Source organism: Ensifer sp. ENS08, from assembly GCF_014852195.1.
In the GTDB taxonomy this organism is placed as follows: Bacteria; Pseudomonadota; Alphaproteobacteria; order Rhizobiales; family Rhizobiaceae; genus Ensifer; species Ensifer adhaerens.
On record NZ_JACVBF010000001.1, the window covers coordinates 1,009,566 to 1,036,209 of the forward strand.

Here is a 26,644-nt window from a genome sequence, read left to right on the forward strand (position 1 = left end):
CTCCGCGGCTGTTACAGCGCGGGCGGTCGAAGGGCCGCATGAAATGGCGCATCACGGGCAAGACAACGGGAGGCTTCACGCTTCAATCGGCTGTTTTCCGCTTTGCCCGACCATCCGCTTTCAGCGGCGTTTCCGGCAAGCAGGGGCCGAAGCATCCTGCAATCCTGCCCCATGACGGGCCATCGGTTGATCCGCGATACCGGCCCATCCGGCTCGCTGGATTCTCTCGTTTAGCCACGTTTCCTATGCGGCTGGAGAGTTTAATCGTCGAGCGTTCAACGCTCCATAAAAAAGCCGGCGGGCCGCAAAGACCCGCCGGATAAGTCGCTTAGCGACGGATGCCCAGGGCACCGATCAGCTTGGTGTAGCGCGCTTCGTCTTTCTTCTTCAGATAGTCGAGGAGCGAACGACGGCTGGAAACCATCGCGAGCAGACCACGGCGGGAATGGTTATCCTTCTTGTGGCCCTTGAAGTGTTCGGTCAGGTTGTTGATCCGTTCCGTCAGGATAGCAACCTGGACTTCCGGAGAACCGGTGTCGCCTTCAACGGTTGCAAATTCCTTGATGAGCTGAGCCTTACGCTCTGCAGCAATCGACATCGGATGATCCTTTCGATTTCGAGGATTTCGGGACGCCGTCAGCCGGGATGTCGTCCAGCTGCGGCCGTGAATGCAACGGGCATGCGCCTTTTGCTGGCGTGCCTATAAACGAATTGGATGAAAAAGGAAAGGGTCATGGACCGGCGCCCGGGAGGGCCGGAGGAAGACCTCAATTGCCGGTCGGGAACGGGTGCACCGGCGGCGATTTCATTCGGCCGCGATCGGCAGGAGTGCGGCCCCGATCGAGGGAGAAAAAGTGACGGCGGCAGGTCATGGCGCGTCATCCCCTTCGGCCGGTCGCGGCACGGTGATCCGCCACTCGATGCCGTCGGCATGCATCATCCGCTCGAGCCCCGCATTCAGGGCCATGCCGAGCATGCGTTCGAGCACGAGCGTGCCAAACCCCTTGCGGATCGGATCTGAGGGCTTGCCCGCGAGATCGGCCCCCTCCTCCCGCCAGCGTATGGCAATGCCCTCATCCTCCAGCGACCAGCTCAGCTTGACGACGCCTGAGGTGTTGGCGAGCGCGCCATATTTGGTCGCATTGGTCGCGAGCTCGTGCAGCGCCATGCCGAGCGTCTGGGCGATCTGGGTCTCGAGCCGCAAAGGCGGGCCGGACAGGATCACCCGCCTCGGATCGTCAGGCGTGAATGGCTGAAGCTGGTTCTGGGCCAGTTCCCGGAAATCGACCCCTTGGGCGGCGTTGGCGATCATAAGGTCGGTGGAGCGGGCGAGCCCGGCGATGCGCTTGCGGAAACTGTCGGCGAAATCAGCGGCACTCTCGGCCGAATAGACCGACTGGTTCAGCATGGACTGGATCACTGTCAACTGGTTCTTCGAGCGGTGCGCCACCTCGCGCATCAAGAAACGGATTTCGCTCTCCGCCTTGGTGCGCGCGGCCGCCGCACGGGCCAGAGCTGCCGAGACCTGTTCGACCTCGGCGATCATATGCGGGCGCGGCTCGATCCGCTCGCCGGCGCCAAGGCGGCGGGCATCCTGCGCCACGAGCTTTACGCCCTGCGACAACAGCCGCGCGATTGCCAGCGAACCGGCGATCGCGATGCCGGCAAAGATGATGCCGCCGAGCGAAAGCCACAGGAACGACCAGACGGCCGGAGCATCGACGATCGCCCGCGGTGCCCAGGCGATGATCCGCCAGCCGGTGATCACCGAGAATTCGGTCGCCACCCGGTACTCCGTGCCGTTCTCCTTGATGTTGCGAACGCCGATGCTGATCGCCGGAACCTTGTCGAGGAAGAACGGCTCCCCGGCCTTGACCGCCGCGTCCGAGGAGATGATGACCTTTCCCGCGCCGTCGACGAGGGCCGCGTTCCAACCAGGCGACAGCGTATCGCGGTTGACGGCCTTGGCCATGTTCTCGGCGTTTTGCGTCAACGCCAGCAGATACTCCTCACCGGTCGAGAGTTTTGCCGGCAGATAAACGTTGAACACCCATTTTCCGGCGGTCTTGCCGAAGAAGACGTTGGAGACGAGCGGCGCGCCGCTATTGGTGAAGGCGCGCTCGATGGAGTCCGCATCCGACCCCTTGCCAAGCTCAGTGCCGAAGGGGACGCGGGTGTTAAGCCGCTGCTCGTGCTTGCGATCCATGACGATCAGGTAGGAATCCGTCTGCGCGAGCGCCGTCGAGGCTCTCTCGTAGAAGGCTTGCAAATTGTCGTCCTCAATCGCCCGCGAGGTCGACAGCACCTTCAGCGTCGTCAACATGCCCTCGATATCGCGCTCGACGATGCGCGTCACCGATCCGGTCGAGGCCTGCAGCAGCGAGGTGATGACCTGTTCCTGCGCGTCGACGCTGCGCTTCAGCACGACCAGCGAGAAGATGAAGGCCGGAACGATGGCGACCAGCAGCAGCGACGTCAGATAGAAACTGAACGGGCGGGTCAGCCGATGACGGGCGCGATCAACCATCGCCGCCAGGCCATCGCTTGCCCTGCGCTTTCCTTCCTCCGTCACACCGGTCACCTGCAACGTCCCTTGCGGTTCCCTGTCGGCGGCATCAACGCCTTCGGCGCACGCCGCCGCAAGCGGCGCAACCGCCAAACGGCAACGAAACGCGATACGGAAACGGAATCACCTCGGATGGACTGGGAACCCATGCCGGGATCATGCGTCAAGGATAAAGCAAAGGCAAATGGTTCCGGGTGCTTAGCTTCCGGCGAAGACGCGCTTGGGGCGGAATTCGCCCTCGGCGATCTCACCGATCGCGACCAGCTTGCCGCGCGCCGTGGCATAGGCCTCGGGCGTCGCCAGCGGTGCGTCGCGGCCGCGCAGGATAATGGGATTGCCCATCCTCAGACGGTGCGCCTGGTCGTCATTGACAGGCACGTGCGGCAGGCTGGAAAGCGCCTCGCCGGTCTCGATCAGATAGGCATCGAGTGCCGCCAGACGTTCCTGGTCGTCCTCGATCTTTTCCAACGCCACCAGGTCGGCAAGCGGCACCATGTCCTCTTCGCCGAAGGGCGCGACGAAGGTGCGGCGCAGCGACGCGATGTGGCCGAAACAGCCGAGGTCGCGGCCCATGTCGCGGGCGAGTGAGCGCACATAAGTGCCCTTGCCACATTCGATTTCGAAGTGGGCCAGGTTGGGTGCGGCACCCAGCAGAGTCAGCCGGTGGACCTCGACCTCGCGGGCCGGGATTTCGACCGTCTCGCCGTCGCGGGCGAGATCATAGGCGCGCTCGCCATCGATCTTGATCGCCGAGAACTGCGGCGGCACCTGGCTGATGACGCCGGTGTATTTCGGCAGAAGCGCGCGGATTGCCTCTTCGTTCGGCCGTTCGGCCGAGGAATGGGTTACTTCGCCTTCGAGATCGTCGGTGGAGCGTTCCTCGCCCCAGGCGACGGTGAATTCGTAGATCTTGCGGCCGTCCATGACGTAAGGAACGGTCTTCGTCGCATCGCCAAGCGCGATCGGCAACATGCCGGAGGCCAGCGGATCGAGCGTGCCGGCATGGCCGGCCTTCTGGGCCTTGAACAGCCACTTGATCTTCGAGACAGCTTCGGTGGAGCCGAAGTCGAGCGGCTTGTCGAGGATCAGCCAGCCCGAGATCGGGCGGCCCTTGGGCTTACGCGGTTTGGACATGAAATCTACTATTCTTCGTCTTCGCTGGTCTGGTCGAGATCGCGGCTAACTTCCGGCGAACGCAAGAGCTCGTCGATCTTCTTGTAATTGTCGAAGCTCGTATCGTCGCGGAAACGAACGTCGGGCATGTATTTCATCTGTCGCAGCTGCGGGCCGAGGCGGCCGCGAATGTACTTGGCATTGCGGTTGAGCGCGTCGATGACCTCGGCATGGTTGGGCACGCCAAGCGGCGTGACATAGGCCGTGGCGATCTTCAGATCCGGTGACATGCGCACTTCCGAAATCGCGATGACGGTCTTCTCGATCACCGGATCGCGGACCTCGCCGCGTTGCAGAACCTGGGTGATGGCAGCGCGCACCTGTTCGCCGACGCGCAGCATGCGCTGTGAGGGGGCAGAGGATGTGGCTTTGCTCATGGTCGTTGCTTTCCAAGGTATTGCGCCCGCTCGGGGCGGCAAACCGTTTTACTCTTCAGCGTAATATACCTTCCGTGCCTCAGGCACGGGTAGCTCTGATTGCCTGCGCCCGCTTTCTTCGACGCAGTCCCAGAAAGACGCCCGTAGCCGTCAACACGAGCGCGGACAGCAGTTGGATCAGTTCGAACTGCGGATGTGCGCAACCCTCATTGATGGCCGACTGCCATACCTGGTGCTCGGCATCTCCCCAGGACATGATGGCCACCAGGAGGAGGAGGCCGCCGAGAAGGCTCCCGACCCAAAGCAGCGCCCGAAGGCGCAAAACCGCTGAACCGGTAACCAGACAGAAAAGCGCCGCCAGGCCGACCCAATTGGTCAGAAAAGCGGCCACCTCGTTGAGAACCGAGAATTTCTGACCATCCCATTCGGGATAGATCTTGTCGCAGACTTCCGCGAAGACCGGCGTCCACCAAAACGACACAACAGCGGCCAAGGCCGCCGTTGTGCAGATTTGCCGGGCTTTCAGGCCCATTAGAGCGTCCGGGTGATATGCTCGACGCGGAAGCACTCGATCGTATCGCCGGCGCGGATGTCTTCGTAGTTCTCGAAGGCCATGCCGCATTCCTGACCGACATTGACTTCCGAGACTTCGTCCTTGAAGCGCTTGAGGGTCTTGAGCTTGCCTTCGTGGATAACGACGTTGTCGCGAACCAGACGGACGCCGACGCCACGCTCGACCTTGCCTTCGGTGACGCGGCAACCCGCGACCTTGCCGACCTTGGTGATGTTGAACACCTCCAGGATCTCGGCGTTGCCGAGGAAGGTTTCGCGACGCTCTGGCGAGAGCAGGCCCGACATCGCCGCCTTCACGTCATCTACCAGATCGTAGATGATGTTGTAGTAGCGGATTTCGATGCCGGCACGCTCGGCGGCCGAACGGGCCTGCGAGTTGGCGCGGACGTTGAAGCCGATGATCGCGGCGTTCGATGCCTCGGCGAGCGAGATATCGGACTCGGTGATACCGCCGGCACCCGAATGCACGATGCGCGCACGCACTTCGTCGGTTCCGAGCTTGTCGAGAGCACCGGCGATCGCTTCGATCGAACCCTGCACGTCACCCTTGATGACCAGCGGGAACTCCTTGAGACCGGAGGTCTGGAGCTGGGTCATCATCTGCTCGAGCGAACCGCGCGAGCCGGACTGACGGGCAACCTGCTTCTCACGGGCGAGACGCTGGCGGTACTCGGAGATCTCGCGAGCACGGCTTTCGTTCTCCACGACGGCGAACTTGTCGCCGGCTGCCGGCGTACCGGACAGGCCGAGAACCTCGACCGGCATGGACGGACCGGCTTCCTTGACGTGTTCGCCCTTGTCGTTGACGAGCGCGCGCACACGGCCCCACTGGTCACCGGCGACGATGATCTGGCCCGGACGCAACGTGCCCTTCTGTACGAGGACGGTGGCAACCGCACCGCGACCGCGGTCAAGCTCGGCTTCCACGACCGTACCTTCGGCCGTCCGGTTCGGATTGGCGCGCAGGTCGAGGATTTCCGCCTGAAGCAGGATCGCTTCGAGCAGCTTGTCGAGGTTGGTGCCGTTCTTGGCGGACACTTCCACGTCGAGGACTTCACCGCCCATGGATTCGACGAAGACTTCGTGCTGCAGCAGTTCGGTGCGAACCTTCTGCGGATTTGCCGACGGCTTGTCGACCTTGTTGATCGCCACGATGATCGGAACACCGGCCGCCTTGGCGTGGTTGATCGATTCGATCGTCTGCGGCATCACGCTGTCGTCAGCCGCAACCACCAGGATCGCGATGTCGGTCGCCTGGGCACCGCGAGCACGCATGGCGGTGAACGCCGCGTGGCCGGGGGTGTCGATGAAGGTGATCTTGTTGCCGTTCTGCTCGACCTGGTAGGCACCGATGTGCTGGGTGATGCCACCGGCTTCGCCGGCCACCACGTTGGCGTGGCGGATCGCATCGAGCAGCGACGTCTTACCGTGGTCGACGTGACCCATGATCGTGACGATCGGCGGACGCGGTTCCATTTCTTCGTCCGTGTCCGAAACGTTGAAGATGCCCTCTTCGACGTCGGATTCCGAAACGCGCTTGACCGTGTGGCCGAATTCGCCGGCGATGAGTTCGGCCAGGTCGGCATCGATCAGATCTCCGGGCTTCATCATCTGACCTTCCTTCATCAGGAACTTGATGACGTCAACGGCGCGCTCAGACATGCGCTGCGACAGCTCCTGAATGGTGATGGTCTCGGGCAGGATGACTTCGCGCGAAATCTTCTCGCGGGTTTCCTGCATCTGGCTGCGCTTGAACTTCTCCTGGCGGCGACGCATGGCCGACAGCGAACGGGCGCGCTGGCCGCTATCCTCGTCGGCAGCGGTGGTCAGTGTCAGCTTGCCCTGGCGGCGGCCGTCGTCGCCCTTCGGGCGGGCCGGAACCTTGGCAGGCTCGGGACGCACGACCTTGCCGCGCGCCGGACCTGCGCCGGGACGCGGACCACGATCGTCATCCTTTTCGTTGTCGACCTTACGGCCGCGCAGTGCGCCGGCCGGAGCCGGGGTCGGAAGTCCACCTGCCTGGTCGGCGGGCCGTCCGGCCTGCGGGCGGCTGTCAACGCGACGCTCGGTGGAAGCCGGTGCGCGAGCAGCCACGGGGCGCTCTTCAACAACCTCTGCGGCCTTAACTTCGGCTTTGGCTTCGGGCTCGGCCGCCGCGCGGGCTGCTTCCTCGGCAGCGCGGCGTGCGGCTTCTTCCTTCTCCTGCTGGAGACGGGCTTCTTCCTCACGCTTGCGGCGTGCTTCGTTCTCAGCGCGGATGACCGCTTCTTCGGCGTCCCGGATCTGGGCTTCGGCCAGAGCACGGCGGCGCGCATCGATCTCACCGGCGGATAGCTGGTTCAGAACGACACCGACGCGCGGACGATTGGCCTGGTTGGCTTCCTGACGCGTCGAATGCTGCTGCGGCTGCGGTGCCGGGCGACCCGAAGGCTGCGGCTGAGCCGGGCGCTGATCGGCCGGGCGCGCAGCGGGAGCTGCAGCAACCGGTGTGATCGGACGCTCGTCCTTGGGGCGGTGGAAGGGGCGTTTCTTGGTTTCGACCACGACCGCCTTGGTGCGGCCACGGCCCATGTCCTGACGCACGGTCCCCTGCGAAACCCCGTGGGGCTTCAGGGTCAGCGTCTTCTTGCCCGCTGCGCTGCCTGTCTTGTCGTCGTTGTTGTCGGTCATTCCGTTCCGTTCCTAGCGATCAGGGCCGGATGCGTATCACCTGACCCTGTCTTCCAAATTGTCTCAAACAATGTACGCGATGCCAGACTGTGCCGGTGACGCGGGTCATTGCTGTGGCTTGCCAGCGCCGCCGTCGGCCCGGACCGGGACGGATCCTCGGTACTTTTCGAGCATGATTGCGCGCTTCACTACACCTTCACCCGCCTGCCCTGCAAGCGCTGCGGCATGGATAAAAGCATTACTTCCTAAAAGGCCCTCCATTTCCGCCCCGGTGAAGGGACGGAACGAAGGTATTTCCATTTCATCGTCGGCCACAAAGCTCATCGCCTTGCGGGCCTGGTCTATCTTGCGCACGCCGTCGGCCGCAGCGTCGGACGCGTGAAACACGGCGAGTGCCGCCAGTCCCCTGACGGCCTGCTCCGTCTTCGTTGCGCCGGAGATGAACTGGGCCGCCTTGCGCGCCATGTTCATCATTCCGGCCAGCTGCTCGGCGAGCAGCCGGTCGACATCGTCGGCGAGCGTCGCGTCGGCCTTGACGTCCGCCTTCAGGGCGCGGGCGAAGAACTTCTTCGCCACCGCCTTCTCAATCAGCGTCCGCTCGGCCTTGACCCAGCAGCCGCGCCCCGGAAGCTGACGCTTCAGATCGGGAACGACGCGACCGTCTGGCCCAGCCACGAAGCGGATCAACTCGTCTGGCGAACCGCTTTCACGAGTGACGATGCAGGTCCGCGTGCCGCCGCTGCGATCCTTCGGCCCCCCATCCGTGGGCAGGGCGTCCGAAGGCAGGCTGTCGGCATGATCAGAGGCGATCATCGTCCTTAAGCGTCCTGCTCGGCGCCTTCGGCAACGTCGATCGGCTCTTCACCTTCGACCTCTTCGCTTGCCAGGTCCTCTTGCGTGATCCAGCCGGCTGCCAGGCGGGCCTGAACGATCATGGCTTCGGCTTCGGCGCGCGAGACGTCGAACTTCGAGAAAGTGCCTTCGAAACGCTTGGTCTCGCCGTCCTTGCGTTCGCTCCAGCCGACGAGATCGTCAGCGGCGCAACCAGCAAAGTCCTCGACCGTCTTGATGCCTTCTTCGCCCAGCGCAACGAGCATCTGGCTCGTCAGGCCGTCGATTGAGCGCAGTTCGTCGGCAACGCCGAGTTCGCGGCGCTTGGCATCCATTTCCGCCTCGATCCGGTCCAGGTACTCGCGAGCGCGGGTCTGGATTTCGTTGGCGGTCTCGTCGTCGAAACCGTCGATCGACGCAATTTCGTCGAGATCGACATAGGCAAGCTCCTCAACGGCGGCAAAGCCTTCCGAAGCCAGCACCTGACCGACCATTTCGTCGACGTCGAGCGCATCCATGAAGAGGTTGGTGCGCTCGGTGAATTCCTTCTGGCGGCGCTCGCTCTCTTCCTGCTCGGTCAGGATGTCGATATCCCAGCCGGTCAGCTGCGAAGCGAGGCGAACGTTCTGGCCGCGTCGGCCGATGGCGAGCGACAGCTGCTCGTCGGGAACGACCACTTCGATGCGCTCGGCGTCTTCGTCGAGAACGACCTTGGCGACTTCCGCCGGCTGCAGCGCGTTGACGATGAACGACGCCGGATCCTGCGACCACGGAATGATGTCGATCTTTTCGCCCTGCAACTCGCCGACGACGGCCTGAACGCGCGAACCGCGCATACCGACGCAGGCGCCGACCGGATCGATCGAGCTATCGTTGGAGACGACCGCGATCTTGGCGCGCGAACCCGGGTCGCGGGCAACCGACTTGATCTGGATGATGCCGTCGTAAATTTCAGGCACTTCCATGGTGAAGAGCTTCACCATGAACTGCGGATGGGTACGCGACAGGAAGATCTGCGGGCCGCGCTGTTCGCGGCGAACGTCGTAGACGAAGGAGCGGACGCGATCACCGTAGCGCATGTTTTCGCGCGGGATCATCTCGTCGCGACGGATGATGCCTTCGCCACGGCCGAGGTCGACGATGACGTTGCCGTATTCGACGCGCTTGACCGTGCCGTTGACGATTTCGCCGACGCGATCCTTGAACTCGTCGAACTGACGGTCGCGCTCGGCCTCACGCACCTTCTGCACGATGACCTGCTTGGCCGACTGGGCGGCGATGCGGCCAAAATCCATCGGCGGCAGCGGGTCGGCGATGAAGTCACCGAGCTTGGCGTCCGGATTGCGATCGCGAGCAAGCTCGAGCGGGATCTGCGTGGAGTAGTCGTCAGCCTTCTCGACCACTTCCAGAAGACGCTGCAGGCGGATTTCGCCAGTCTTGGAGTTGATGTCGGCGCGGATGTTCGATTCCGACCCATAGCGCGAGCGGGCGGCCTTCTGGATCGCGTCGGCCATCGCGGCCAGAACGATCTCGCGGTCGATCACCTTTTCACGCGCGACAGCATCCGCGATCTGCAGAAGCTCGAGCCGGTTAGCACTGACTGCCATGTCTTGTCTCCGTTGGGTTGCAGGGGGCTTTCAAGCTCCGCCCGACTTATTCCTCAATAGGTGAATCTTCGTCTTCGAAATTCTCGTTCGCGGCACGCGCAGCCTTGGCCTTCTTGTCGGCCGTCAGCGCATCGCGGATCAGATCGTCGGTCAGGATCAGCCGCGCTTCGGAAAGCGTGGTGAACGGGATCACGACGACGGGCTCCTCGCCATAGGCCACCTGGTCGCGCTCAAGCCGGAAACCGTCGTCATCGACAGAAACGATCTTGCCGCGGAACCGCTTGCGGCCATCGACCAGAACCGACGTCTCGCATTTCAGCAGGTGACCCTGCCAGCGGAAGAAGTCGGACTTGCGCACCATCGGGCGGTCGATGCCCGGCGACGACACTTCGAGATGATACGCCTTGTCGATCGGATCTTCCACATCGAGCACCGGCGAAATGGCCTTGGAGATCTCTTCGCAGTCCTCGACGGTCATGGTGCCGTCGGTGCGCTCTGCCATGATCTGCAGCGTCATGCCGTTCTGGCCCGACATGCGCACGCGCACGAGCTGGTAGCCCATCGGCACGATCACCGGCTCGATGATGTCGGCGACGCGCTGGTCGAGACCGGTTTCGGTGATCAGGCGGGGTTCATTTGCATTTTCAGCCGTTGTCGTATCGGACAAACGATCATCTCCTCATCGGACCGGCTAATAAAAAAGAGCGGGTCCTGACGGGCCCACTCTTCATCTACCGATCAAGAATTTGAGGCTCATATACGCCCCATCGCCACAAATTGCAAGGCATTGGGCCGTCCGACGCAAATGGCCGGACGAACCGCCGGCGAGCATCTTCGCCAACAAGGTCAGTTTCAGCGGGTGGCACTTCGCGTTGTCGGGCCTATAACAGGAGACGAACCGCTTCGAGACGACAATCAAGAAACGAAGAGAGAAGACGAGGTGCCAACCCGTATTTCGCCGCTTGCCCCCTTCAAGCACGATATCTTCCGCACGATATGGATCGCGAGCCTCGCCTCCAATTTCGGCGGCCTCATTCAATCGGTCGGGGCCGCCTGGCTGATGACCTCCATTTCCTCGTCGGCGAACATGGTGGCGCTGGTGCAGGCTTCGACCTCGCTGCCGATCATGCTTTTCTCGCTTGTCTCTGGCGCGCTTGCCGACAATTTCGACCGGCGGCGGATCATGCTGGTGGCGCAGTGTTTCATGCTCTTCGTCTCGGCGCTCTTGACGATCTGTGCCTATGTCGGGCTGATCACGCCCTGGCTGCTCCTGCTCTTCACCTTCCTCATCGGCTGCGGCACGGCGCTCAACAACCCGTCCTGGCAGGCGTCGGTCGGCGACATGGTTCCGCGCGAAGACCTGCCGGCAGCGGTCGCGCTCAACAGCATGGGCTTCAACATCACCCGAAGCGTCGGCCCGGCGATCGGCGGCGCCATCGTCGCGGCGCTCGGTGCGGCGGCTGCCTTCTTCGCCAATACGCTCAGCTATTTCGCCATCCTTTTTGCGCTGGTGCGCTGGCGTCGCGAGGTGCCGACGAGCACGTTGCCGCGCGAGACGCTGGGGCGCGCCATTTCGGCTGGCCTGCGCTACGTCGCGATGTCGCCGAACATCGGCAAGGTTCTCTTGCGCGGCTTCCTCTTCGGCCTTTCGGCAAGCGCCATCCTTGCTCTTCTGCCGCTCGTCGCCCGCGACCTCGTTCAGGGCGGGCCGCTCACCTACGGTCTGATGCTCGGCGCCTTCGGCCTTGGCGCGATCGGCGGGGCGCTGCTCTCCGCCCGCCTGCGCGAGAAGCTTTCGAGCGAGGCGATCGTGCGCATCGCCTTCACCGGCTTTGCCGCCAGCGCCGCGATCACGGCCTGGAGCACCTATGCCTGGCTGAGCTGTCTCGTGCTGCTCATCTCCGGCGCCTGTTGGGTGCTGGCGCTGTCGCTGTTCAACACCACGGTGCAGCTTTCGACGCCGCGCTGGGTGGTTGGCCGGGCCCTTTCGCTCTACCAGACCATGACCTTCGGCGGCATTGCCGGCGGCAGCTGGCTCTGGGGTACGGCCGCCGAGCAATATGGCGCGGCCAACGCGTTGATGGGCTCCTGTCTGCTGATGTTCGCCGGCGTCGTGGTCGGCTTTCGCCTGCCCTTGCCGGAATTCACCTCGCTCAACCTCGATCCGCTGAACCGCTTCAACGAGCCGCCGCTCGAACTGGACCTGAAACCGCGCAGCGGCCCGATCGTCATCAGGATCGACTACGAAATCGCCGACGACGACATCCCGGAGTTCCTGACAACCATGGCGGAACGGCGGCGTATCCGCATCCGTGACGGCGCCGGACACTGGGCCCTGATGCGCGACCTTGAAAACCCGACCACCTGGACGGAGACCTACCACGTGCCGACCTGGGTCGAATATGTGCGTCACAACCAGCGGCGCACCCAGGCGGACGCGGCCGTCGGCGACAGGCTGACGGCGCTGCATAGCGGCAAAGCACCACCGCGCGTGCACCGGATGATCGAGCGCCAGACGATCGTGCCGACCCATTACGAGCGCTACAAGCGCCAGGTGAATGTGGACATGCACTAGCTTGTGCCGGCCCTCGCGCCGATCTCGACCATGCAACGAAAAAGGCCCCGGTGACGGGGCCTTTTCTTTTCGGCAGTCGGCGCACCAGCGCCTCCGGCTGCGATTGGCTCTATCGCAGCTTCGCCTTCAGCGAAGCATCGGGGAAGCAGGTGGCGGCAAGGCCGCTCTTTGCCTGCCAGTCGCCGAGCGAACGGCGCGTCTTGTAGCCGGGGAGACCATCGACCTTGCCGACGTCGTAGCCCTTGGCAACCAGCGCCTTCTGCATCTTCAGAACGTCCGAGCGCAGCATGTTGCCGACGTCGCCCCACGTGCCGCGGAACGCGCCGCCGCCCGTCGCAATGCGGTCGGCGAGGTTGCCGATGAAGAGCGCGTAGAGGTCGGAGTTGTTGTATTCCTTGAGCACGTAGAAATTCGGCGTGACGATAAACTCCGGCCCATGGCGACCAGCGGGCACCAGCATCATCGAAGATGCGGACAATTCGTGCGACGGAAAGGCCTTGCCGGAAATCCTGACGATCCCCTTGTTCGCCCAACTCGACAGGGGCTGGGCGAGGTCCGGCCCTTCCTGCGCACAGGAGACGGCTTCGGGAATCGATACTTCGAAGCCCCAGTCACGCTCGCGCTGCCAGCCCTTCTTGACCAGATAGTTGGCGATCGACGCCAGGCTGTCTGGCACCGAATTCCAGATGTCGCGGCGGCCGTCGCCATCGAAATCGACGGCATATTGCAGGAAGCTCGACGGCATGAACTGCGGCTGACCCATCGCGCCGGCCCAAGAGCCGCGCATCGCCGCCTCGTCGACATCGCCGCTGTCGAGGATGTGCAGTGCCGCGATCAGCTCGCGGCGAAACAGGTCTGGCCGCGTCGACATAAACGCCTTGGTCGCGAGCACATCGACCACCGGATAAGGGATCTTGGCGCGGCCGAAGCCGGATTCGCGGCCCCAGATGGCAACGATCACCGAGCCCGGCACGCCATAGGTGCGCTCGATCTTCTTCAAGGTCGACGCATGGGTGGAAGCCAGGCTGCGGCCGGTGGCGGCGAGCCCCTGCAGACGCTTTTCCGAGAAGTAGTTTCCGGGCGAGGAAAACTCCGCCTGGCTCTGCTTCTGTTCCTTCGGCTTCGGGAAGCCGGGCGGCGCCAGATCCGGCAGGTCCCAGTTGAGCTTCACGTCGGAAAAGGCCGCCTTGAAGGATCCGGCGGAAATGCCGGCCTTCTTCGCCTCCGGCCACAGATCATTCTGCAGCCAGGTACGAAACTGCGCCTCGACGTCGGCTTTGGTCGCGGCTTGCGCGAGCCCCAGCCAGCCACAGAGCAGCAAGGTCGTCAGTGAAAGAAGTCTCAGCATAAGGCTTCCCCATCGGTTGGATTGCAGCGTCCGAAATGACGCTCAGATCGACGTGCGGGCGCGAAGGGCAGCCGCCAAGGTGCCTTCGTCGAGATAGTCGAGCTCGCCGCCGACCGGCACGCCGTGGGCAAGCCGGGTGATCTTCACCTCCATGCCTTCGAGCTGGTCGGTGATGTAGTGCGCCGTCGTCTGGCCCTCGACGGTGGCATTGACGGCGATGATCAGCTCGCGGACGCCGCCATTGGCGACGCGCTGGACGAGACCCTTGATGTTGAGATCGTCGGGGCCGACGCCGTCGAGCGGCGAGAGCGTGCCGCCGAGCACATGATAGGCGGCGTTCATAGCGCCGGCGCGTTCCAGTGCCCAGAGATCGGACACGTCCTCGACAACGATGAGCACGGAGTGGTCGCGACGCTCGTCCGAACAAACGGTGCAGGGATCGATCGTATCGACATTGCCGCAGCAGGAACAGATGCGGACCTTGCGGTGCGCTTCGCCCATCGCGTCGGCGAGCGGACCCAGCAACTGGTCCTTCTTCTTGACGAGATGCAGGGCGGCGCGGCGCGCCGAACGCGGTCCGAGCCCCGGCACTTTCGCCAGGAGCTGGATGAGTTTTTCGATTTCGGGGCCGGTGACTCGTTTTGCCATGCGGCGCTTTTAGCCCATATCGCGCCGAAACGGAATCGTCTTCGAAACGCCGGCACGCGAAGCGGCGGGTATCGACGCGGTACCCGGCGGCTACCACCACCGGCGCGCAAATGCTGCGGGCGGCAGACCGCCCTGCTTCCCGAACCTACTGCCTGGAGACGATCAGAAGGGCAGTTTCATGCCGGGCGGAATCGGCAGGCCGGCGGTCAGTTCGCGGGTCTTTTCCGCCTGCACGGCTTCGGCCTTGTCCTTGGCGTCCTTGTGGGCGGCGACGATCAGGTCTTCGAGGATCTCGACGTCGTCTTCCTTGAACAGCGAGGGATCGATCTTCAGGCTCTTGAGGGTGCCCTTGCCGTCGAGGCGAACGGTGACGAGGCCACCGCCGGAGGTGCCGTCGACTTCGAGCGCGGCGATTTCCGCCTGCATCTTTTCCATCTTGGCCTGCATTTCCTTGACCTTGCCCATCATCCCCATGATGTCGCGCATCGTCGTCTCCTGTCTTTCTGTTTCTGCTCGCAGACGGGACTATTCGATGTCGTCGCCAGGGACGATATCGCCGTCGGCGGATTCGGCTGTGGCCGGAGCCTGGCTCTCGACCTCTTCTTCAACGGCGCGAATGCGCACGTCGGTGATCTTGGCGCCCGGGAACCGGGCGAGAATGGCGGCGACATCGGGGTCCTGGCGCGCGTCGTTGACGCGCTGCTCCTGCGCCCGCTGTTCCGCCTCGATCAGCGTCGGCTCACCGGCCTCGCGGCTGTAGCTGACGATCCAGTGGATGCCGGTCCATTCCTTTAGCTTGACGGCCACTTCGCCAAGCAGCGTCTTCGGCGCGTCGTCCGAGACGTTGACGTCGAGACGTCCGGGCTCGATCCGCACGAGCCGCAGAAAGCCGCGCACCAGCGTCTTCAGCTTGATGTCGCGGTTCTTGGCGCAGAGATCGGCGATGTCGGCGATCGAATTGACCGGCACCGACGGCTGCGGCTTGGCCGCAGGCGCCGCCACCGGGCGTTCTTCGATGCGGCCAACGGCAACCGCCTGGGGCGCCACGTCCGGGACGGCGCGCAGCATGGTCGCACCATTGCTCGTCGGGCGCTGCACCGGCATCGGCTGCGATGCCTGCGCCGACACGGACACGGAAGCCTGGGCCTGTGCGCCGCCGCCGTTACCACCTGAAGGGCCAGGGCGAGCGCCGCCGCCTTCATTGCCGGAAAGTTCCAGCAAGCGCCGCGCGGCCTCTTCAGGCGCCGGCAGATGTGCCGCATGCGCCAGGCGGATCAGCACCATTTCGGCGGCACCCGCCGGGCGCGACGAGCTTTCGGCTTCCGGAATGCCCTTCAAGAGCATCTGCCAGATGCGCGAGAGCGCCGTAACCGCCACGCTCTCGGCAAAGACGGCGCCGCGGGTGCGCTCGATCTCGCTCAAGGACTGGTCGTTGACCGCCTCCGGCACGTATTTCATCCGGGTGACGAGATGGGTGAAATCGGCAAGGTCGGTCAATACGACCGTCGGATTGGCGCCGGCCTCGTATTGTGCGGTGAATTCCTTGAGGGCCGCGGCGACATCGCCTTTGACGACGTGCTCGAAGAGGTCGACGATGCGGGCGCGGTCGGCAAGGCCGAGCATCGAACGCACGGTTTCGACTTCCACAGCGCCGCCGCCATGGGCAATCGCCTGGTCGAGCAGCGACAGACCGTCGCGCGCCGAGCCTTCGGCAGCGCGGGCCACCATCGCAAGCGCTTCCGGATCGAAGGATACGCCTTCCTTGCCGAGGATCGTCGAAAACAGGCCGACGAGATCGGACGCGCTGATGCGGCGCAGGTCGAAGCGCTGGCAGCGCGACAGAACCGTGATCGGCACTTTGCGGATTTCGGTGGTCGCGAAGATGAATTTCACATGCTCTGGCGGCTCTTCGAGCGTCTTCAGCAGGCCGTTGAAGGCCTGGGTCGAGAGCATGTGCACTTCGTCGATGATGTAGACTTTGTAGCGGGCCGAAACCGGGCGGTAGCGCACCTGCTCGATGATCTCGCGGATATCGTCGATGCCGGTGTGTGACGCCGCGTCCATTTCGATGACGTCGACGTGACGCCCATCCATGATCGCCTGGCAATGTTCGCCGGGAACGCGCAGGTCGATGGTCGGCCGATCGATATCCGGTGTCTTATAGTTCAGCGCGCGGGCGAGAATGCGGGCGGTGGTGGTCTTGCCGACCCCGCGCACCCCGGTCAGCATGTAGGCTTGGGCGATGCGGCCGGTTTCGAACGCGTTGGTGAGCGTGCGCACCATCGGTTCCTGGCCGACCATCAGGTCGGAGAAATCCTTGGGGCGATACTTGCGCGCCAGAACACGGTAGGCGGCTGGTTTCTCAACGGATGAAATGGACGTATCGTCGCTCATCGACCCTGCCGCTGTTCGAACTCTTGTCCCGACAGGACGGAGAAGGTGGGAGGCTGGCACGATGACCCGTGCCGGAGCTCGTTGGGGCTGCTTCCTTCCGGACCTGACCCGGTTGGCGAGTGGCTCGTCCACCACCAACCTCCCGGCTTCCATATCGGCAATATCGAAAGCAAATGCAAGCCAAGCCGTCAAAAAACTGATATCGATATGCAAAACAAGGCGAATCCGCCATTCTCAATAGCCGAGGAGACCCAGTTGACGACCTTCACCCTCGACGAGCGGCTCGAGCGCGACGGCATTCCGATCGCCTCGATCGGGCTTTGCCAGATGCGGCTGATGAACGACCGCCGCTGGCCCTGGCTCGTGCTCATTCCTCAGCGTGAAGGCATTTCTGAGATCTTCGACCTCACCCCGCTCGACCAGACGATGCTGACCTTCGAGACGACCATGGCAGCGACGGCGCTGAAGAAGGTCACGGGCGCCCAGAAGATCAATATCGGCGCATTGGGTAACATCGTCCGGCAGCTTCACGTGCATATCATCGCCCGCAGCGACGGCGACCCGAACTGGCCGGGGCCGGTCTGGGGCTTCGGCAAGGCGGAGCCGTGGGACGAAAAAGAACATCAGGCCTTAGCAGCCCGCATTCTGGAAAACCTCTGAACATGACGAAATCGATCTTTGACCTTCGCAGCCCGCATCCAGAGCCAAGCACCCTCGTCGCCTTCTCGGAGAATCATCTGGATCGCCAGTCGGAGCACCGGGCCGACGATTGCGTCCAGGTGGCACTGAAGCACCCGGGTGCGCATTTCCTGGCCTTCTCCGGACCGAAGCTGATCGTCAAGCATGACGAGAAGATCATCGACCCACTGTTTGCGCCTTATGAGCTCGAAGGTCTCGAACCCGTTCTCGACGAGACGATCCTGCTCGGCTACCTCGCCAACGGCGAGCCCCGGCTGGCCGTGCCGACGGGCCTGACGGACGAGACGATCACCGAGCCCTTCAAGATCGCCGACGGCCGCACCCTCTATCGCCAGCAGATGCTGCCGGAGGAACTGCTCGGCCAGTTCGCGCAAGGCTCGAGCTTGATTACCTGGAATGCCAACAACCGCTTCTGCGGTCGCTGCGCCGGCCCGATGGAAGGCAAGGCCGGCGGCTATCGCCGGGTCTGCACCGCCTGCGGCCATATGGTCTTCCCGCGCACCGACCCTGTCGTCATCATGATGACGATCGACCTTGAGCGCGATCTTTGCCTGCTCGGCCGCAGCCCGCATTTCGCGCCGGGCATGTATTCCTGCCTTGCCGGCTTCGTCGAGCCGGGCGAGACGATCGAAAACGCCGTTCGGCGGGAAACGCTCGAGGAGTCCGGCATCCATATCGGCCGGGTGCGCTACCATGCCTCGCAGCCCTGGCCGATGCCGCACACGCTGATGATCGGCTGCTATGCGGAGGCGAAATCAACCGTCATCAAGCGCGACGAGCACGAGCTGGAAGACGTGCGCTGGTTCACGCGCGATGAAACGATCGCGATGCTCGAAAGGTCGACCGGGGTCGCCAACACCGGCGACGCGCATATTCCGCCGCCGAAGGGCGCGATCGCGCACCAGCTGATGCGTGACTGGCTCGCCTGGGGCGAGCGGACATAAGGCGACGGATACAGGGAGATCGACCGTGTCCCGCTCCGAACGGCTGCTCGACCTTCTGCAGGTGCTCCGGCGCTACCGCCAGCCGGTGAGCGGCCAGCGACTGGCGGAAGAAACCGGCGTCAGCCTCAGAACGCTCTACCGCGATATCGCCAGCCTCCAGGCGCAGGGCGCTGATATCGAGGGCGAACCGGGGCTCGGCTATGTGCTCAAGCCCGGCTTCATGCTGCCACCGATGATGTTTTCCGCCGAGGAGATCGAAGCCTTGGTGCTCGGCTCGCGCTGGGTCTCCAAGCGCACCGACGACGATCTCGCCGGCGCTGCCGCCAATGCGCTCGCCAAGATTGCCGCGGTGCTGCCGGCCGAACTTCGCGAGGAGCTCGACAGTTCGACCCTGCTCGTCGGGCCGAGCCCGCCGGCCACCAACGGCATCGACATCGCCGCGCTTAGGCGCGCAATCCGCAACGAGCGCAAGGTGGAACTCGACTACGTCGACAATGACGGCAGCGCGACGCAGCGCACCGTCTGGCCCTTTGCCCTCGGCTTCTTTGAGAACGTGCGCATGGTCATGGCCTGGTGCGAGCTGCGCCTGGACTTCCGGCACTTTCGCGCCGACCGCATGCAGAAGATGACGGTGACCGAGGCGCGCTATCCCCGCCGCCGGCAGGTGCTGATGAAGGATTGGCGCGCGAGCCAGAACATGGCGGCGTCGAAGCGAGAGACGGTCGGCTCCTGACGGGTGTTGGTGCGCCGATGCTGACAGAAACTGGCAGCGGCCAGCCCTAGCCTGCACCTCCCGCAACAAGGAGGAAGAGCATGGCCAAGGCAAATCTCATCGTTCTCTACGTCAAGGACCCGCTCGCAAGCGTGACCTTCTACCGCGCGCTTCTCGCGCAGGAACCAAGCGTCACCTACCAGACCTTCTCGTCCTTCGAGCTGCCGGGTGGCTTCACGCTCGGGCTCTGGGCCGAACATACGGTCGCGCCGGAGCCGGCGGCATCGGGCAGCCGGTCGGAACTGGCGTTCATGGTGGAGGACGAGGGCGCGGTGCGCGCACATTACGAGGATTGGAAGGGGAAAGGCCTGTCGATTGCGCAGGAATTGACCGAAATGGACTTCGGTCCGACTTTCGTCGCGCTCGATCCGGATGGTCACCGGCTGCGCGTCTGCCTCTACGATACGTGAGCCAGAGGGTATGCAGCGCGCATCCCACCAGCCTGAAGCGGCGGGATGCGCGAATGGTACGGAATTAGCGGCCGTAAACGGCGGCCTGGATCTGCGAACGGGACAGACCGATGTCGCTCAGTGCGTGATCGTCGAGAGCATTCAGCTCGCGGATCGCACGGCGGGTCTTCGCATATTCCATGATCTTCTGACGGATCTTCATCTTTAACACTCCTTACTTGACGAGCGTCAAATAGGCATTTGCCTAAAATTTGTGTAGCGCCACGATTGCAAACTAGGCATGCGCCAGACGCGTAGCCGGTTAACGAATTTTTGCCACTTTCACCCCCGTAGGGCGTGGCGAAACCAATGATTCTCTCGGAAAATCACCGCGAACGGTACGCTCAGGACTTAAACGTGATGCTCTGAAAACCTTAGCCAGATGGCAGGATCAGATATGTGCGGCGCGAGAAGACCACAACCGCAGGCTTCATTTTGGTCAGAAATCAGGCGCATTCGCGGCCTTCAGGCGGAGCTGAGGGGCCAAGCAGCGTGCTAGCGATAGCGACCGCCTCACCGCTTTGGGAGGCGGTCGAGGCCTGCCTACGCAGGCCTTTCTCAACAACTTGGCGCCGGAGCGGCCTGTTCAGAGAACGCCGCGCATCGGGTGCGCGTTATAGGTTCCGAGGATGCGGACCTTTTCGGAGAAGAAGCGAAGCTCGTCCATGGCATGGCGCACGCCGACGTCATCCGGGTGGCCTTCGATATCCGCATAGAACTGCGTCGCCACGAACCGGCCACCAAGCTGGTAGCTCTCGAGCTTGGTCATGTTGATGCCGTTGGTGGCGAAACCGCCCATGGCCTTGTAGAGCGCTGCCGGGATGTTGCGGACATTGAAGACGAAGGTGGTGATGATCAGCTCTTCGTCGCTGGTGCGGGCGATGCGCTGCTCTTCCCTGGACAGCACGACGAAGCGGGTGACGTTGCTCTCGGTATCCTCGACGTTCTCGGCGATGATTTCGAGGCCATAGAGATCGGCGGCAAGCCGCGGCGCGAGCGCTGCCATCGAGCGATCGCCCTTTTCGGAGACGAGCTTTGCCGCGCCCGCCGTGTCGCCGGCGACGACCGGCTTCCAGCCGTTGGAGCGCACGATCTTGCGGCACTGGCCGAGCGCATGGATGTGGCTGTGCACGGTGCGGATCTCGTCACGCGTGACACCCGGAAGCACCATCAGCTGAAAACGGATCGGCATGAAATATTCGCCGACGATGTGCAGCCGCGATTCCGGCAGGAGGTGATGGATGTCGGCGACCCGGCCGGCGATCGTGTTCTCGATCGGGATCATCGCCAGATCGGCGTCGCCGTTCTCGACCGCGACGAAGGCATCCTCGAAGGTCTGGCAGGGCAGCGGCTCCATCGACGGGAACATGTCGCGGCAGGCCATGTCGGAATTGGCGCCATAGTCGCCCTGGAAGGAAATCCTGTTGGTCTTGGCGGTCACGGTAGCGTCCTTCTCAGGTTCTGATATCAGTGGGTACGGGCAGACAGGATGCGGCGGGCCTTTTCCAGCTCCACCGGCGTGTCCACACCAAGCGGGACCGAATCGACGATCTCGACATCAATGCGCATGCCGGCTTCGAGCGCACGCAGCTGCTCCAGCGATTCGCGGCGTTCGAGCACGGAGGGCTGAAGCGAGACGAAGCGTTCCAGCGCCTGCCGTCGATAGGCATAGAGCCCGATGTGATGATAGAGCGGGCCTTCGCCATGAGGCGCGGTCGCGCGGGTAAAATAGAGCGCACGCAGGCGCGTGTCGGAAAGCGGCGAACCGACGACCTTGACGATGTTCGGGTTGGTCTTCTCGCTCTCCTCGGTGATCGCCACCGTCAGCGTGGCGATATCGGTGGCAGCATTTTCGAGCGGGTTCAGCGCCGCGCGGATCGATGCCGGCTCGACCGTCGGAAGGTCACCCTGGACGTTGATGACGATCTCGGCTTCGCCGTTCGGATCGGCCTTCCGCAGCGCTTCGTAGATCCGGTCCGAGCCGGACTGGTGGTCGATGCGGGTCATTATCGCTTCGAAGCCGGCCTCGCGCACGACGTCGAAGACCTGCTGGTCGTCAACGGCAACGACGACGCGGCCGACGTCCGCTTCCTGCGCTCGGGTCGCGACCTGGACGATCATCGGCAGGCCGCAAATATCGGCGAGCGGCTTTCCGGGTAGGCGTGTCGAGGCCATGCGCGCCGGAATGAGCACGATGACTTTACCTGAATTTTCGCGATTCATGATCTGGCCTTCAAAAACCCCGCCGAAAGTGTCAATAAGTCTCAGTTAGGGGCCGATAATCACTGTTGCAACGCAGAGCCAAAAGACATAGGTTCCGCGCGATTTCAAGATAGGCCGGGTTTTTGTTTGCGCCGGTGGCAAAGGGAGCGTTTGCAGATGAATTCATATGTGAACATGGGCGTGGGCGCCTTTCTGGGAACGGTCTTCGTTCTGATGTCCGTGTCCATTGCATCGGAAGGCATTTTCCATTCCGAAGCTCCCGAGAAGGAAGGCTTTACGATCGTTGCGGAAGAAGGCACGTCTGAAGCAGGTGCCGGTGGTGCCGCGGAAGTCGAAGTCGACATCAAGCCGCTGCTGCTCAAGGCCGACGCTTCTGCCGGTGAAGCCGTGTTCAAGAAATGCGCAAGCTGTCACACCGCCGACAAGGGCGGCGCAAACAAAGTCGGTCCGAACCTCTGGGGCCTCGTCAACCGTCCGATCGCTTCGCATGAGGGCTTCAGCTACTCGGCCGGCATGAAGACGTTTGCCGAAGGCGGCAAGGTCGTCTGGGACTACGACCACCTCAGCTACTTCATCGAAGCACCGAAGAAGCACGTTCCGGGCACCGCCATGGGCTTTGCCGGCGTCAAGAAGCCCGACGAGCGCGCCAACCTGATCGCCTGGCTGCGCGAGCAGTCCGACGCTCCGGCAGCACTGCCGGACGCATCTGCCGGTTCTGCCGAAGCCGCACCGGCTGCTGGCGCCGAAGGTGCAAAGCCGGCCGAAGCGCCGGCAACCGAAGCCAAGCCTGCCGAAGGCCAGCCGGCACCGGCTCAATAAGTTCAGCGGTCGGAAACGATCCCATGCAAAAGGCCCGGCTCGCGCCGGGCCTTTTCGTATTCGGGGATAGGCAGAGATGTTGCGCACGGAACGTTCAGGCGGATCCAAGCCTCTGCGGCGAAACAGTTTGCCGGAGAGAGCGGTAATCACATCAGCAGATAGGCCCAGACCGAAACGCTGATGACGCCGAGCGCGGTCGTCAGCGTGATCGTCGAGGACGCCAGCCCATGGCCGACATTGAAATGGTTGGCGATCAGCCAGGCATTAACACCCGTCGGCACGGCCGACGTCAGCACCAGCGCCGTCGTCCAGTTGTCGTTGAGGCCGAGCAGGTGGCAGCTCGCATAGACGACCGCCGGCATGACGGCGAGCTTCAAGACGCTCGTCACCGAAGCGAGCCCGAGATTGCCGGCAAGACCGTATTTATCCAGCGCCATGCCGATCGAGATCAGCGCCGCGGGTGCTGCCATCGACCCCAGTTGATCGACGACGGTCTTGACCGGACCGCCAAGCGGCTGGCCGATAAGGTGGAAGGCGGCGCCGCAGGCAAGGCCGATCACCAGCGGGTTGCGCACCAGATTGCGGGCGACACCGGCCAAGAGCTGCAGCGGGCTTTGCCCCGGCTTGCCGCCGGCGCGCCGCTCTGCACGCTCCATCAAGAGCGTGCCCGCTATCATCATGACGGGCAGATGCACCGAAAGCAGGATCGAGATCGCAACGATGCCCTCCTCGCCGACGATTCGCGACACCAGCGGCAGGCCGATGAAGACCGTGTTGGCGAAGGCGGAGGAGACGCCAGCGAGAACGCCCATGCGCGCATCCCGCCCGAAGACGAGCGTCGCCGCCACGTGTCCCAACGTCCAGGTCACCGCGACGCCCGAGAAATAGGCGACCCAGAGCGGCCAGGGCGAACCGTCCTTGAAATCCGCTTCCGCAATCGTGCGAAACAGCAGGATGGGCACGGCGACGCGAAAGACAAAATCGCCCAAGGCTTCGCCGACGGCCGGTTTCAGGTAACCCAGGCGCACCAGCAACCAGCCGGCAAGGATCAGGATGAAGATGGGCAGGACGTTCTGGAAGATGTCGGACATGCGCGGGCCCTGGATCACGATGACCTTGGAGCGGATCGATCCAAGATCTTCGGGGTCTGTTCTCATGAGGTAGAGCGGGAGACGGACGGAAGACCGCAGATGCTTTCCTCTTTCCGCTCCTGGAATGGTCCTGCCAGCAATAACGTTGTTCGCACCCGCGCCGCAAGCGCGCGAGCAGCGGGCACAGGGAGGGGAACATTCCCCGGCCGCAGGCGTTCCGAAACAGCATGAGGAACGAGCCATGCCGACAGAGAAGCCCATTTACGCGCACAAAGACGACGATCCGCATCTCATCGACGATGCGCTCGCCGACAAGGTGCTACGCTACATCCAGTATGCGGCGATGATCGATACGCGCGAGATCTCGGTGATGGCGCTCGGTGGGATCGTGGTGCTTTCCGGTCATGTGGCGCAGGCATCCGACATCGCCTGCGCCGGCGATGCCGCAGCATCGGTGATCGGCGTCACCAGCGTCGAGAACCGGCTGGCGGTGATGCCGGGCGCGGCCGAGGCTGATAGCTGAGCCAGGAGTTGCCGTCCGGAAATCCCGATGATAGGACATGCCGGCATGAGATTTCGGCTGGCTTGGCGTTATCGCTGGAGAGCCGCCATAGGAGCCGCAGATGAGGACCGACCCGTCAGCAACCAGGTAAGCCGCAACAACGGTTGAATAAGTTGTTGCGGCGTCTGTCGGCTCACATTCAGAAGATTTGATGAAGTGGCAGATCGCCGCCGAATGTTTTTCATTTGCGCGGATGTTTCATCATGCCCGATCGTAATTCCCTCACCTGGTCCTATTCGCTGCCGGCAGCCCTTTTGCTGATGGCGCCCTTCGATATCCTGGCGTCGCTCGCCATGGACATTTATCTGCCCGTCGTGCCCGACATGCCGGCGATCCTCGGCACGTCGCCCGCAGTCGTCCAGCTCACGCTCAGCCTCTACATGCTGCTTTTGGGGCTGGGTCAGCTGCTGTTCGGCCCGCTGTCCGACCGCTTCGGCCGCCGTCCCGTTCTTCTCGGTGGCGCGACGCTGTTTGCGCTGGCCTCGCTGGGACTGGCCGCAACCAACTCGGCACCGGTCTTCGTCGCCTTGCGGCTTGTCCAGGCGGCCGGCGCATCGGCCGCACTGGTCGCGACCTTCGCGACCGTGCGCGACGTTTATGGCGCACGTCCGGAGGGTGTGACCATCTATGGCCTCTTCAGCGCCATGCTCTCCTTCGTGCCGGCGCTCGGGCCGATCGCCGGCGCGCTGATATCAGGCGCTTTCGGATGGCGGGCGATCTTCCTGACGCTTGCCATGCTTGGCCTTGCAGCACTCGGCCAGGCCTTGCCGCGGTGGTCGGAAACCCGGCCTGACGCCGCGGCACCGATGAGGCCGAGCTTCAGGCCCATGCTCGCAAGTGGCGCCTTCTGGACCTATACGCTTGGCTTCAGCACGGCGATGGGCGCGTTTTTCGTGTTCTTCTCCACGGCGCCACGCCTGCTTATCGATCGCGCCGGCTATTCGCAGCTGGGCTTTAGCCTGGCATTCGCCACCGCCGCCGTCGTGATGATCATCGCCACGCGCTTCGCCAGGGGCTTCGTCACCCGCTACGGGACCTCCGGTTGCCTGACCCGCGGCATGGCCTTGATCATCCTCGGCGGGCTGCTGCTTGGCGCGGGCGAAGCCTCGGCTGTGCCGTCGTTCCAGAGCTTCGTGCTGCCAATGTGGGTGATCGCCTTCGGCATCGTCATGAGCGCCTCGGTCACCGCCAACGGAGCGCTCAAGGCCTTCGATGCCATCGCCGGGACGGCGGTCGCGCTCTACTTCTCGATCCAGAGCCTGATCGTCAGCCTCATTGGCACCGGCGCCGTTCTCCTGCTTGGCGGTGATACGGCCTGGCCGCTCGTCGGCTATTGCCTCGGCATGGCGACGATCACGCTGCTGGCGCTGGCGTCTCTCAACCGGCTCGAAAATCGATAGCCTTGCCCCTCCCGGAGCGGTCGCCTGCTCCGGGAGGTCTTCAACAGGAAAGCCGGCAACATGCCCCTTGACCTCGCCCCTGGGGCTGGCCCCAGACTACCTTCATGACCGATTCCTACTTCCTCGCAGGCCGCTTCGGCGCCGCCACACGATTGTCGCCGAAAGCACTCAGGCTCTATGCCGAGCAGGGCCTGCTGGTGCCTGCCCATGTCGATCCCGCGACCGGTTACCGCTATTACGCCGCCACGCAGGCAAGCCGCGCCAGGCTGATTGCCCGGCTACGGCAGCTAGGCCTGCCGATCGCCCGGATCGCACGGCTGATCGATCTTCAGCCCGACGTTCGCCTCACGGAGCTGCGCGCCTGGCTGGAGGTGCAGAGCAATCGACTCGAGGATCAGCGCGAGCTGGTGGAGGCAATCATCCGGCAATCGAGCGGCGGCGACGATCCGCTGGTCAGGGCCGTTGCCGTGCGCGACGTCGCGCCTTCGAAAATCGTCTATCGCCAGCACCATGTGACGGTGGATGCGCTCGAGGCCTTCACCGAAAGCGCCGAAGCGGAGATCCGCGGCTATCTTGCGCAATCGGGCAAGAGCGACGACGGACCGATGACGCTGCATTTCCACGAGCCGGTCAATCACGACGGCAAGGGTCTCGTCGAGGTGGCGATTGGCTATGACGGCAGCCTCGAACCCACTGGTGATCTGCGCATCCGCCTTCAGCCGGCGGGACGCGAAGCGTTCCTGGCCGTGGCCGAACCGTTCGAAACCTTTCCGGCCGTGCTCCGCGTCTATGACGCGATCGAAGCCTGGTTCGAGCAAAGCGACGATCTCAGCTGCTTCGGCAGCCCTTACGAAATCTATCCCGGCAGCGGCGGTACCCGCTTCGATGTCGCCTACCCCATCGTGCGTTAACCCAATCCCCGC

General features: G+C 63.5%; 27 protein-coding genes and 1 other RNA gene. 10 read left to right on the forward strand and 18 right to left on the reverse strand.

Going from position 1 to position 26,644, the window contains the following annotated elements:
• The first annotated feature begins 38 nt into the window (after window positions 1–38).
• Window positions 39–323 carry a hypothetical protein gene (locus tag IB272_RS04835; protein ID WP_162732959.1) on the forward strand — a complete coding sequence of 95 codons (285 nt, stop codon included), beginning with the start codon at window positions 39–41 and terminating at the stop codon, window positions 321–323.
• Between the two features lie 5 nt (window positions 324–328).
• Here the strand turns inward: IB272_RS04835 and rpsO are convergent, their stop codons facing one another.
• The 9 genes from rpsO to rimP form a co-directional block, all read right to left on the reverse strand.
• Complete coding sequence (rpsO, locus tag IB272_RS04840) at window positions 329–598, reverse strand: 30S ribosomal protein S15 (protein WP_029742369.1); 270 nt, start codon at window positions 596–598, stop codon at window positions 329–331.
• A 270-nt stretch (window positions 599–868) separates the two neighbouring features.
• The gene (locus IB272_RS04845) at window positions 869–2,581 is read right to left on the reverse strand and encodes a sensor histidine kinase (RefSeq protein ID WP_162251849.1); all 1,713 of its coding nucleotides are present in this window, start codon (window positions 2,579–2,581) and stop codon (window positions 869–871) included.
• Window positions 2,582–2,764: 183 nt separating this feature from the next.
• Complete coding sequence (truB, locus tag IB272_RS04850; RefSeq protein WP_034804752.1) at window positions 2,765–3,700, reverse strand: tRNA pseudouridine(55) synthase TruB; 936 nt, start codon at window positions 3,698–3,700, stop codon at window positions 2,765–2,767.
• Window positions 3,701–3,708: 8 nt separating this feature from the next.
• A complete protein-coding gene (gene rbfA / locus IB272_RS04855; RefSeq protein WP_029742366.1) occupies window positions 3,709–4,116 on the reverse strand; it encodes a 30S ribosome-binding factor RbfA in 408 nt (135 codons plus the stop codon).
• A gap of 79 nt (window positions 4,117–4,195) precedes the next feature.
• Window positions 4,196–4,648 carry a hypothetical protein gene (locus IB272_RS04860; RefSeq protein ID WP_034804755.1) on the reverse strand — a complete coding sequence of 151 codons (453 nt, stop codon included), beginning with the start codon at window positions 4,646–4,648 and terminating at the stop codon, window positions 4,196–4,198.
• Entirely contained in the window at window positions 4,648–7,359 is a 2,712-nt protein-coding gene (infB, locus tag IB272_RS04865; RefSeq protein WP_034804758.1) for a translation initiation factor IF-2, read from the reverse strand. Before infB ends, IB272_RS04860 begins: the two co-directional genes overlap by 1 nt.
• Before the next feature lie 105 nt (window positions 7,360–7,464).
• The gene (locus IB272_RS04870) at window positions 7,465–8,172 is read right to left on the reverse strand and encodes an RNA-binding protein (protein WP_060580569.1); all 708 of its coding nucleotides are present in this window, start codon (window positions 8,170–8,172) and stop codon (window positions 7,465–7,467) included.
• Window positions 8,173–8,177: 5 nt separating this feature from the next.
• A complete protein-coding gene (gene nusA, locus IB272_RS04875; protein ID WP_029742362.1) occupies window positions 8,178–9,797 on the reverse strand; it encodes a transcription termination factor NusA in 1,620 nt (539 codons plus the stop codon).
• Between the two features lie 46 nt (window positions 9,798–9,843).
• Window positions 9,844–10,464, reverse strand: coding sequence for a ribosome maturation factor RimP (gene rimP, locus IB272_RS04880; RefSeq protein WP_029742361.1), 621 nt, complete (start codon window positions 10,462–10,464; stop codon window positions 9,844–9,846).
• 273 nt (window positions 10,465–10,737) lie between these two features.
• Between rimP and IB272_RS04885 the strand changes: the two genes are divergently transcribed.
• Window positions 10,738–12,372, forward strand: coding sequence for an MFS transporter (locus IB272_RS04885; protein ID WP_060580568.1), 1,635 nt, complete (start codon window positions 10,738–10,740; stop codon window positions 12,370–12,372).
• Between the two features lie 109 nt (window positions 12,373–12,481).
• On the opposite strand, the gene IB272_RS04890 is transcribed toward IB272_RS04885, so the two are convergent.
• The 5 genes from IB272_RS04890 to ffs all read right to left on the reverse strand — a co-directional run bounded on the left by IB272_RS04890 (window position 12,482) and on the right by ffs (window position 16,905).
• Complete coding sequence (locus tag IB272_RS04890; RefSeq protein WP_029742359.1) at window positions 12,482–13,720, reverse strand: lytic murein transglycosylase; 1,239 nt, start codon at window positions 13,718–13,720, stop codon at window positions 12,482–12,484.
• A 42-nt stretch (window positions 13,721–13,762) separates the two neighbouring features.
• Window positions 13,763–14,368, reverse strand: a complete 606-nt coding sequence (recR, locus tag IB272_RS04895; protein WP_029742358.1) for a recombination mediator RecR — start codon at window positions 14,366–14,368, stop codon at window positions 13,763–13,765.
• Between the two features lie 162 nt (window positions 14,369–14,530).
• Complete coding sequence (locus tag IB272_RS04900) at window positions 14,531–14,854, reverse strand: YbaB/EbfC family nucleoid-associated protein (protein ID WP_029742357.1); 324 nt, start codon at window positions 14,852–14,854, stop codon at window positions 14,531–14,533.
• A 39-nt stretch (window positions 14,855–14,893) separates the two neighbouring features.
• Window positions 14,894–16,762, reverse strand: a complete 1,869-nt coding sequence (locus tag IB272_RS04905) for a DNA polymerase III subunit gamma/tau (RefSeq protein ID WP_060580567.1) — start codon at window positions 16,760–16,762, stop codon at window positions 14,894–14,896.
• Window positions 16,763–16,807: 45 nt separating this feature from the next.
• Window positions 16,808–16,905: signal recognition particle sRNA small type (ffs, locus tag IB272_RS04910), an RNA gene on the reverse strand.
• Between the two features lie 64 nt (window positions 16,906–16,969).
• Between ffs and IB272_RS04915 the strand changes: the two genes are divergently transcribed.
• From IB272_RS04915 to IB272_RS04930, 4 genes are all read left to right on the forward strand, one after another.
• Complete coding sequence (locus tag IB272_RS04915; protein WP_060580566.1) at window positions 16,970–17,422, forward strand: HIT family protein; 453 nt, start codon at window positions 16,970–16,972, stop codon at window positions 17,420–17,422.
• A 2-nt stretch (window positions 17,423–17,424) separates the two neighbouring features.
• The gene (gene nudC / locus IB272_RS04920) at window positions 17,425–18,405 is read left to right on the forward strand and encodes an NAD(+) diphosphatase (RefSeq protein WP_060580565.1); all 981 of its coding nucleotides are present in this window, start codon (window positions 17,425–17,427) and stop codon (window positions 18,403–18,405) included.
• Between the two features lie 25 nt (window positions 18,406–18,430).
• Window positions 18,431–19,138, forward strand: coding sequence for a YafY family protein (locus tag IB272_RS04925; protein WP_060519507.1), 708 nt, complete (start codon window positions 18,431–18,433; stop codon window positions 19,136–19,138).
• 80 nt (window positions 19,139–19,218) lie between these two features.
• The gene (locus IB272_RS04930) at window positions 19,219–19,587 is read left to right on the forward strand and encodes a VOC family protein (protein WP_060580564.1); all 369 of its coding nucleotides are present in this window, start codon (window positions 19,219–19,221) and stop codon (window positions 19,585–19,587) included.
• A gap of 64 nt (window positions 19,588–19,651) precedes the next feature.
• Here the strand turns inward: IB272_RS04930 and IB272_RS04935 are convergent, their stop codons facing one another.
• The 3 genes from IB272_RS04935 to IB272_RS04945 all read right to left on the reverse strand — a co-directional run bounded on the left by IB272_RS04935 (window position 19,652) and on the right by IB272_RS04945 (window position 21,849).
• A complete protein-coding gene (locus IB272_RS04935) occupies window positions 19,652–19,789 on the reverse strand; it encodes a DUF1127 domain-containing protein (protein ID WP_064817013.1) in 138 nt (45 codons plus the stop codon).
• A 423-nt stretch (window positions 19,790–20,212) separates the two neighbouring features.
• Entirely contained in the window at window positions 20,213–21,067 is an 855-nt protein-coding gene (locus tag IB272_RS04940; RefSeq protein ID WP_029742350.1) for a prephenate dehydratase, read from the reverse strand.
• Window positions 21,068–21,093: 26 nt separating this feature from the next.
• A complete protein-coding gene (locus IB272_RS04945; RefSeq protein WP_060580563.1) occupies window positions 21,094–21,849 on the reverse strand; it encodes a 3-deoxy-manno-octulosonate cytidylyltransferase in 756 nt (251 codons plus the stop codon).
• Between the two features lie 156 nt (window positions 21,850–22,005).
• On the opposite strand from IB272_RS04945, the gene IB272_RS04950 reads away from it, so the two are divergent.
• Complete coding sequence (locus tag IB272_RS04950) at window positions 22,006–22,668, forward strand: cytochrome c family protein (protein ID WP_060580562.1); 663 nt, start codon at window positions 22,006–22,008, stop codon at window positions 22,666–22,668.
• A gap of 146 nt (window positions 22,669–22,814) precedes the next feature.
• Here IB272_RS04950 and IB272_RS04955 read toward each other — a convergent pair whose 3' ends face one another.
• Complete coding sequence (locus tag IB272_RS04955) at window positions 22,815–23,759, reverse strand: AEC family transporter (RefSeq protein WP_060580678.1); 945 nt, start codon at window positions 23,757–23,759, stop codon at window positions 22,815–22,817.
• 241 nt (window positions 23,760–24,000) lie between these two features.
• Between IB272_RS04955 and IB272_RS04960 the strand changes: the two genes are divergently transcribed.
• The 3 genes from IB272_RS04960 to IB272_RS04970 all read left to right on the forward strand — a co-directional run bounded on the left by IB272_RS04960 (window position 24,001) and on the right by IB272_RS04970 (window position 26,632).
• On the forward strand, window positions 24,001–24,282 hold the full coding sequence (locus IB272_RS04960; RefSeq protein ID WP_060580561.1) for a BON domain-containing protein: 282 nt from the start codon (window positions 24,001–24,003) through the stop codon (window positions 24,280–24,282).
• Between the two features lie 242 nt (window positions 24,283–24,524).
• Window positions 24,525–25,721 carry a CmlA/FloR family chloramphenicol efflux MFS transporter gene (gene cml, locus IB272_RS04965; RefSeq protein ID WP_060580560.1) on the forward strand — a complete coding sequence of 399 codons (1,197 nt, stop codon included), beginning with the start codon at window positions 24,525–24,527 and terminating at the stop codon, window positions 25,719–25,721.
• 104 nt (window positions 25,722–25,825) lie between these two features.
• The gene (locus IB272_RS04970; RefSeq protein ID WP_060580559.1) at window positions 25,826–26,632 is read left to right on the forward strand and encodes a MerR family transcriptional regulator; all 807 of its coding nucleotides are present in this window, start codon (window positions 25,826–25,828) and stop codon (window positions 26,630–26,632) included.
• Window positions 26,633–26,644 lie beyond the last annotated feature (12 nt).

Bases quoted from the DNA above. Each gene is read 5' to 3' on its own strand.
- IB272_RS04835 (WP_162732959.1), top strand. From the start codon at position 39: ATGAAATGGCGCATCACGGGCAAGACAACGGGAGGCTTCACGCTTCAA.
- rpsO (WP_029742369.1), bottom strand. From the start codon at position 598: ATGTCGATTGCTGCAGAGCGTAAGGCTCAGCTCATCAAGGAATTTGCA.
- truB (WP_034804752.1), bottom strand. From the start codon at position 3,700: ATGTCCAAACCGCGTAAGCCCAAGGGCCGCCCGATCTCGGGCTGGCTG.
- rbfA (WP_029742366.1), bottom strand. From the start codon at position 4,116: ATGAGCAAAGCCACATCCTCTGCCCCCTCACAGCGCATGCTGCGCGTC.
- IB272_RS04860 (WP_034804755.1), bottom strand. From the start codon at position 4,648: ATGGGCCTGAAAGCCCGGCAAATCTGCACAACGGCGGCCTTGGCCGCT.
- infB (WP_034804758.1), bottom strand. From the start codon at position 7,359: ATGACCGACAACAACGACGACAAGACAGGCAGCGCAGCGGGCAAGAAG.
- IB272_RS04870 (WP_060580569.1), bottom strand. From the start codon at position 8,172: ATGATCGCCTCTGATCATGCCGACAGCCTGCCTTCGGACGCCCTGCCC.
- nusA (WP_029742362.1), bottom strand. From the start codon at position 9,797: ATGGCAGTCAGTGCTAACCGGCTCGAGCTTCTGCAGATCGCGGATGCT.
- IB272_RS04890 (WP_029742359.1), bottom strand. From the start codon at position 13,720: ATGCTGAGACTTCTTTCACTGACGACCTTGCTGCTCTGTGGCTGGCTG.
- recR (WP_029742358.1), bottom strand. From the start codon at position 14,368: ATGGCAAAACGAGTCACCGGCCCCGAAATCGAAAAACTCATCCAGCTC.
- IB272_RS04900 (WP_029742357.1), bottom strand. From the start codon at position 14,854: ATGCGCGACATCATGGGGATGATGGGCAAGGTCAAGGAAATGCAGGCC.
- IB272_RS04905 (WP_060580567.1), bottom strand. From the start codon at position 16,762: ATGAGCGACGATACGTCCATTTCATCCGTTGAGAAACCAGCCGCCTAC.
- IB272_RS04915 (WP_060580566.1), top strand. From the start codon at position 16,970: ATGCAAAACAAGGCGAATCCGCCATTCTCAATAGCCGAGGAGACCCAG.
- nudC (WP_060580565.1), top strand. From the start codon at position 17,425: ATGACGAAATCGATCTTTGACCTTCGCAGCCCGCATCCAGAGCCAAGC.
- IB272_RS04930 (WP_060580564.1), top strand. From the start codon at position 19,219: ATGGCCAAGGCAAATCTCATCGTTCTCTACGTCAAGGACCCGCTCGCA.
- IB272_RS04935 (WP_064817013.1), bottom strand. From the start codon at position 19,789: ATGAAGATCCGTCAGAAGATCATGGAATATGCGAAGACCCGCCGTGCG.
- IB272_RS04945 (WP_060580563.1), bottom strand. From the start codon at position 21,849: ATGAATCGCGAAAATTCAGGTAAAGTCATCGTGCTCATTCCGGCGCGC.
- IB272_RS04950 (WP_060580562.1), top strand. From the start codon at position 22,006: ATGAATTCATATGTGAACATGGGCGTGGGCGCCTTTCTGGGAACGGTC.
- IB272_RS04955 (WP_060580678.1), bottom strand. From the start codon at position 23,759: ATGTCCGACATCTTCCAGAACGTCCTGCCCATCTTCATCCTGATCCTT.
- IB272_RS04960 (WP_060580561.1), top strand. From the start codon at position 24,001: ATGCCGACAGAGAAGCCCATTTACGCGCACAAAGACGACGATCCGCAT.
- cml (WP_060580560.1), top strand. From the start codon at position 24,525: ATGCCCGATCGTAATTCCCTCACCTGGTCCTATTCGCTGCCGGCAGCC.
- IB272_RS04970 (WP_060580559.1), top strand. From the start codon at position 25,826: ATGACCGATTCCTACTTCCTCGCAGGCCGCTTCGGCGCCGCCACACGA.